Raw genomic sequence first — 4,836 nt, 5'->3', positions numbered from 1 at the left:
ACTGAAAGAAAATAGGTATTTACAATCCTTGTCAAAGTATTATCCTCAGGGAGATTCTTTGTTTTTCTCCGAATTCATCAGCTATCAAAAAGACGGCAGGGTCAGCGATGTTCAATATTATTATCGGAAATAGTGGCTGAGGCGCGAAATTTAGCTGTAGAAACTGTCAGAAGTTTTGCAGATGGCCGAATTTTTACAGGGGAACAAGCACTAGAATTAGGTGTGGTTGACCGTTTAGGTACTGAAGAAGATGCCCGTAAATGGCTTTGTGAACTGATAAAATTAGACCCAGAGAAGACTGAGAGTTGTACCCTTGAAAAACCAAAATCTTTAGTAAATCGAGTTTTGGGCAATAATCAGGTATCATCAAAACTATCGGCAGCTCAAAATTGGGTAGAATTTGAAGTCTCTACCAATGGTTTACCTTTGTGGCTGTATCGACCTTAATTTGAAATAATAAAGTTGTTGATTGGGAGGATTTTGGCGTGGTGTGGCGAGTTCAAGCAATTCGTGGGGCAACTACTGTCTCAGAAAACTCAAAAGAAGCTATTCAAGAGGCAGTAACGGAACTATTAGATGAACTAGAAGACCATAATCAAATCGATCCACTCCAAATTATTAGTACAACTTTCTCTGTAACTCGTGACTTAGATGCTATTTTTCCTGCTGCGATCGCCCGCCAACGTCCAAACTGGAATAATGTACCTTTGTTAGATGTGCAGCAAATGCACGTTGAAGGTAGTTTAGAACGTTGTATCAGATTGTTGATCCATGTGAATATGCCAGAAACCCAGGCAAAAAAAATTGTTCATACCTATTTACGAGGGGCAAAAAATTTGAGACCTGACTGGCAGAAAGCATTCAATAATTGATAATGGGTAATTGATAATTACCTCTCCCTAAAAGGAAGAGGATTGAATAAAAGGAAAATTTTCTGAAGAAAGTTATACAAGTATAGCTTCATTTTTAGATGGTGACGATCTGCCTATTGATGGCGAGAAACCCAATGATTGGAAACCTAAGTCCTTCAGACAAGCTTTCCTACGGAATGCTACGCAAACGCTTTTCATGTCGCGCAGCGAAACAGGAAAAAGAATAAAGCGTGGTTTGTATAGAACAGGCAATAATTGGTTGATTAATGCAGACTGTAATGGGGCTGCAAATATCATCACAAAAGTAAGCAGAAAGCTAAGTTTAAACTTAAGCCGACTGTGTAGGGGCACTTTGACTTGCCCCCAGAGAGTGTATTTCAGCTAAGAACAGACGAAGCAACACGGATTTATCCTGTTGCGTAGTATCTGCTTAAAATCCCCTTGGCAACAGCTGCGGGGAGTAGTCAAGCTAATGCAAACTATTAAGACAGACGATATATAACCAATATATTCAAGGGTGACTTTAGCTGCTTAACTTCACTAGACTCAATTTTTTTTGATAACCTTTCAAGAAAATAAGCTAGAGTTATTTATAATTCTCAATCTAGATTTTTATTATATGAGAGCGCCATTTTTTGCCAATATTATTATATCTGTCTTTGTTGCCATAGTAGCTTGTCTCTGGACTAGCCCTGCTTGGGCAGCAATTCCAGTTCAGCTATACGATCTAGAATACCATCAATGTCCTTCTAACTTAGAAAAAGGAATGATTTCCAGTGGTTCTAGTATGGCAGCTAACTGTTTTATTATCGCTGGTAAAGCCAAAAATACTACCGATAAAATTTTGTATGATGCTGATGTATATGGACGTATTTATGACGCTGATAATAATAATGTTATGCAAAATCGTACAAGACTTGGGTCAATTGAAAAAGTCCCCCCGGGTGTAACTGATTTTGAAATTAGAGTTTCTGTACCATCAAACCTACCTACTCCATTGAGACTAAAACAGTTTAAATCATCTGGATTTTCTCATAAAGTTCGGTGGCAAACTATAGAAGAATTTGATGGCTTTTAATTCTTGAAGGCAGGTTGAGTTTTAAGAATTAATATCTTTATTTCAATCTGCCCCAAAATTTTTTAAATTAGAGAAAACTATTTGATAGATAGTTCATAAAAATATAGTCAAATATTACTAATCCTTATTTTGCAGGAGTTACCCTTACTGGGTGTTAGCGCAGCTCCTCCGGAGGAGGCACTACAACACCCTCTATCCCATAGTCAAAGACATTTGGGACTACTTTTCTCATTATGTTTAGAGAACCGTATTGTTTAGCCTAAAACTCAAGTACCAATTTCATTATACCATTAATACAGATGGTCAAGAGTGATTAAATGTTGCCAAATATTTAGTAGCTCTTTTGTACAAATCAACGAAGATATTTGACATCACTTGACTATATATGACTATATTTATGTATAACTTTTATTATACTAATAAGCCAAGCCATTTAGTAATCCTGTCAAAATTTGAGCTACAAACTGTAGAGCAAATATCGCGATTATGGGAGAAAAGTCTATACCTCCCAAGGGTGGGATAATAGAACGGAATATATTTAGATAAGGATCTGTCAACTGACTCAATACAGAGAATGGTGGATCATACCAGTTAATATTAGGGAACCAACTTAATAAGATCCTAATGAACATTAAAATTAAATATATTTGTACAAATGTTCCTAAAGTTTTTGCTAACAGTTCTATAGAGGCATTCATAAGTGTTTTTATTTTGAAACTACAAATTATTGACATCCTCTCCCGTTAAATAGAAGATTATAATGGGAGATACCCAAACCTCACGATTTAGGTTTACTGCTTAAGTGGCACTTATCTAGACTGTTACCAGCCCCTGACAGTACGCCTACACAGTCAATTTATTCTAAGATCTGCAAAGGCCACAGTGACACCTCGATGATTGGGTGCTTATTGTTTGTTTGGTCGCGGCTCATATCCCGGTATAATTTCCGATTTACCGGGATATGAATAGCTCCATTTTTGATAGATACTAAAATCTAGTTTAGCACAGCTTTAGTATTGTTAATCTTTTGATTCTGAGCCATCTCTAAAATCTATTTTTTTATGAAACAGATTTATTATTAATAATTTGAGGATTCTTCAGAGAGCGATCGCCCAGTATTTGCCAAGCTGCTATTAACACCATTTATTTGTTGGCGCACTTCATCAATTGCTTGATTCAACTGTGCTATTTTACCTTCCAAACTTTGACGAGTCTCTTCTATACTTTCTGATTCTTTTATAACTTTTTGTTTTTCAGTATCTTGAGTCTCTAATAAATTTTCTGCTTCATCTGCATCATTAGACACTCTTGCTCCTACTAAAATTCCCAATAGCCCACCTACTAAGCCGCCAACTGCCGCTCCTGCAATCAAACCACTTGCAAAACCATCTCTATTACTCATATTTAGCAAATAGCTAATCGTTTATACTAATCTTTATGCTCAACCTTGACATCCTCCCTCGTTAAATCACTCAATTATATAACGAGAGATTCCCAAACCTCACGATTTAGGTTTACTGCTTGAGTGGCACTTAATCTAGATTGAAAACAACCCCCGAAAGTATGCCAACGAGGGTCAATTTGTTGAACCACGATCTGCAAAGGCCACAGTAACACCTCGATCACAAATCACTTTTGCAACTGCCACATCACGGTTTATTTATTGACTACTCCCCGCAGCTCTTGCCGAGGAGATTCTAAGTTGATACTGCGCAACACCGATAAATCCTTGTTGCTTCGTTTTTTCTTAGCTGACCAAAGATACACTCTTTGGGGGCAAGTCAAAGTGCCCCTACACAGTAGGCTTAAGTTTAACCCTAGCCTTCTGCTTACTTTTGTCTAAACATTTGTATATTTAAGATAATAGCATAGGACAACTAAAGTTGTCTAGTCTAAACGACTCGCTTGTTTTCATCCCCCGGTTAAAACCTATGCTTTATAAACATCTTTCTTAACATAAAACGTAGACATTATAGACAAGTTATGTTCAAGTCTTTAAAAGGTTTTTGTCAGAGAAAAGGTGTATTAAAAAGTACATTTTTTTTGATAACTTAAGTAGTTTTTCCTATCTACTATGATTCTTTCTCCTTTCTCCTTTTTCCCCTCCTGGGAGGGGCGAGGGGTGGGTTCCCTGCTCCCCTGCTTACTACAAGGTTTTCAGGAGTTCCTTATAAGGGATAGGTTAAAACACGGGGGCTTTCAACGTCGCTTTTCGGTAAGAAGTAAGAAGAAAATTATAGTGGTCAATAGGAGTCAAGAATTTAGCAAGTATTTATACTTAATATTTAACTGAAAATTTGACTTTTGAGAAGTAATTTATATAGCTTGACATCCTCCCGACGCTGCTCTACGAGACAGCGCGGGATTCCCTAACATCACTGATAGGGACTTTCTGCTTCCTCTTGACAGAGGAGCTGCGCTAACATAGCACCTGCCTCCGAGGCCGAACCTCTTTTCGGTTTTACGGTCGCTCCACAGACTGACACTGCTAGCCCAGCAGCCTTATCCTATTTAGGATAGCACACTATTGTAAGAACCGCTCTTATTGATTGGTTTTCCCATCTCTCCGCTCCCCTTCGGGAGAGCGCGGGTCTTCAACCAACGTTGAGATAAATATTTACCAAGAATAGAATTATATACTACGTTTTAATACTACAAATTGACGTGCGGAATGTGGGTTAAAAATCAATTAGGGTTTGCTGAAAAAATCTTATGGGTGAAGGTAGGAGACAACCCACCCCTCGCCCCTCCCCCTCCCAGCTATCCCTTACCCATAACTCCTGAAACCCTTGTGCGGACGGGGAGACACGGAGAGGGGGAGACACGGAGAAAAAATCATAGCATCTAAGTAAAAATACTTAAAATTTCACAGATAAATGTGCTTTT

Annotated in this window: 4 protein-coding genes and 1 pseudogene; 3 read left to right on the top strand and 2 right to left on the bottom strand. The window is 38.0% G+C overall.

Going from position 1 to position 4,836, the window contains the following annotated elements:
• Positions 1 to 132 precede the first annotated feature (132 nt).
• The 3 genes and pseudogenes from F6K54_RS40505 to F6K54_RS40490 all read left to right on the top strand — a co-directional run.
• Positions 133 to 447 (top strand): annotated as a pseudogene (locus F6K54_RS40505) (S49 family peptidase); the annotation flags it as partial.
• A gap of 38 nt (positions 448 to 485) precedes the next feature.
• Positions 486 to 872 (top strand): chorismate mutase, encoded by a 387-nt coding sequence (aroH, locus tag F6K54_RS40500; RefSeq protein ID WP_293090069.1) that lies wholly within the window; start codon positions 486 to 488, stop codon positions 870 to 872.
• A gap of 619 nt (positions 873 to 1,491) precedes the next feature.
• Positions 1,492 to 1,950 carry a hypothetical protein gene (locus F6K54_RS40490; RefSeq protein ID WP_293090067.1) on the top strand — a complete coding sequence of 153 codons (459 nt, stop codon included), beginning with the start codon at positions 1,492 to 1,494 and terminating at the stop codon, positions 1,948 to 1,950.
• A 416-nt stretch (positions 1,951 to 2,366) separates the two neighbouring features.
• Here F6K54_RS40490 and F6K54_RS40485 read toward each other — a convergent pair whose 3' ends face one another.
• Both F6K54_RS40485 and F6K54_RS40480 read right to left on the bottom strand, forming a co-directional pair.
• A complete protein-coding gene (locus tag F6K54_RS40485; RefSeq protein WP_293090065.1) occupies positions 2,367 to 2,648 on the bottom strand; it encodes a YggT family protein in 282 nt (93 codons plus the stop codon).
• A 380-nt stretch (positions 2,649 to 3,028) separates the two neighbouring features.
• A complete protein-coding gene (locus F6K54_RS40480) occupies positions 3,029 to 3,352 on the bottom strand; it encodes a hypothetical protein (RefSeq protein ID WP_293090063.1) in 324 nt (107 codons plus the stop codon).
• Positions 3,353 to 4,836: the final 1,484 nt, after the last annotated feature.

Source organism: Okeania sp. SIO3B5, assembly GCF_010692555.1.
Classification (GTDB): Bacteria; Cyanobacteriota; Cyanobacteriia; order Cyanobacteriales; family Microcoleaceae; genus Okeania.
Note: the sequence above shows the minus strand (reverse complement) of the source record. Positions and strands in the feature narration are given on the sequence as shown.

Excerpts from the sequence above, each read along its gene's own strand:
- F6K54_RS40490 (WP_293090067.1), top strand. The coding sequence starts at position 1,492 with ATGAGAGCGCCATTTTTTGCCAATATTATTATATCTGTCTTTGTTGCC.
- F6K54_RS40485 (WP_293090065.1), bottom strand. The coding sequence starts at position 2,648 with ATGAATGCCTCTATAGAACTGTTAGCAAAAACTTTAGGAACATTTGTA.
- F6K54_RS40480 (WP_293090063.1), bottom strand. The coding sequence starts at position 3,352 with ATGAGTAATAGAGATGGTTTTGCAAGTGGTTTGATTGCAGGAGCGGCA.